Genomic DNA, 1,699 nt, shown 5'->3' with positions numbered 1-1,699 from the left:
AAATCAGTATTTTTACCACAGAACTTCTCTGGATGGTGGAGTGGAGAGGATTTAACTCATAGATATCCAACTGGTACAGCTCCGTATGCAATGGGTGAGAATTCAGGTCAAGTAACAAGTTATGGATTTGATCAACAGACAGCTTGTCCAGAAGTAAACTGTTCACTTGTAAGAATAGAAAGAGCATAGGGAGGAAAAAATGAGTAGTAATGTAGATTTTTCAAGAATGAAATTTTATTGTGATGAACTTTTATGTATTCATTGTAATGGTTGTGTAGTAGCTTGTAAAGAGGCACATGAAGTACCAGTAGGAGTAAATAGAAGAAAAGTAGTAACAATAAATGAAGGTGTAGTAGGACAAGAGTTTTCTTTGTCAATGGCTTGTATGCATTGTGCAGATGCACCATGCCAACAAGTATGCCCAACAGATTGTTTTTATATAAGAACAGATGGGATAGTTTTACATGATAAAGATAAATGTATAGGATGCGGATATTGTCTTTTTGCTTGTCCTTTTGGTGCACCACAATTTCCAAAGAATGGTGCATTTGGAACAAAAGGGAAAATGGATAAATGTACAATGTGTGCAGGAGGACCAGAAGAGACAAACTCTGTAGAAGAGTATAAGAAGTATGGACAAAATAGAATTAGTGAAGGTAAAGTTCCAATGTGTGCTTCGATGTGTTCAACAAAAGCCTTGCTTGTTGGTGATGCCAATGAAGTAGCTTTAATAAAAACATATAGAGCAACTCATAAAGGAAAAGGAATAGCCACTGATTCATACGGATGGTAAGGAATAATTGATGGAAAATAGCTCGTTTTTTCAAAGAAATAAAGCATATATCTTTACCCTTTTGGGATTGTCAATAGTAGGTGGAGTGTTTGTTGGATTTATGATGGTAATTGATTGGGAATATCTAATAAAATATACAATCCATATTGTGACAGGTGGTAATATTGATGGTATTTTAAATCCAGCACAAACTCACTACCAAGAGATGGTAAATAGAGCATTTGGACCAAATTATGAAGCTATTGCTCCTGAAATAATAAGAGCTAGTAATGAAAGACAACTTTTTATTTGGTGGGTTTTTGTAGGTGAAATTGCAATCTTTTGTGTTATGTACGCAATAAGTGGAAGAAAAGAAGCAGTAATTACAAACCCAAATGATCAAGTAGAAGTTTTTTCTCTTGTTCATAGAGCAATAATTTGGTTGAATGTTTTTATTATAATAGCTTTGATAATTACAGGATTTAATATAACTTGGAGTCTTAGAAGTGAAGGTGGATATATTCCATTTATCCTAAGAGGAACTCATGAAGTAACTGGACTTCTTTGGTTTCCGTTTTGGTTAATGATGAGTATAATAGCTTTTAAAGATTTGAAAATATTGTCTAAAAATAGCTTGATAGCAAAAATAGTTCTTCCAGGTAAATATAAACCAATGAAAAGGATAATATTTATAGCATTTGTAGCTATGGGAGCAGGGTTGCTTTTAAGTGGATTTTTAATCTGGTTTATACATCCAGATGCATATACAAATGCACATTATATACAATTTAAAAGAGCATTGCTTTATGTACACTTTGGATCAAGTGTATTAATAATGTTCTTCTTGATGGATTTTGTGTATTCAGTATTGGTTGCAGTAAAAGGAAATTTAAAAGGTTTGATAACAGGTAAATATCCTAGAGAATT

3 protein-coding genes are annotated in these 1,699 nt (G+C 33.0%); all 3 read left to right on the top strand.

Annotated features, from left to right (window positions below; all coding sequences use genetic code 11):
• A partial coding sequence (locus tag CRU91_RS12000) for a hypothetical protein (protein ID WP_146951629.1) occupies positions 1-189 on the top strand: 189 nt, incomplete at its 5' end.
• 10 nt (positions 190-199) lie between these two features.
• Positions 200-793 (top strand): formate dehydrogenase FDH3 subunit beta, encoded by a 594-nt coding sequence (fdh3B, locus tag CRU91_RS11995; RefSeq protein ID WP_113895444.1) that lies wholly within the window; start codon positions 200-202, stop codon positions 791-793.
• Positions 794-803: 10 nt separating this feature from the next.
• The coding region (locus CRU91_RS11990; RefSeq protein WP_146951627.1) for a cytochrome b/b6 domain-containing protein at positions 804-1,699 on the top strand (896 nt) is incomplete at its 3' end.

The organism is Aliarcobacter vitoriensis (assembly GCF_003316695.1).
Lineage (GTDB): Bacteria > Campylobacterota > Campylobacteria > Campylobacterales > Arcobacteraceae > Aliarcobacter > Aliarcobacter vitoriensis.
Note: the sequence above shows the minus strand (reverse complement) of the source record. Positions and strands in the feature narration are given on the sequence as shown.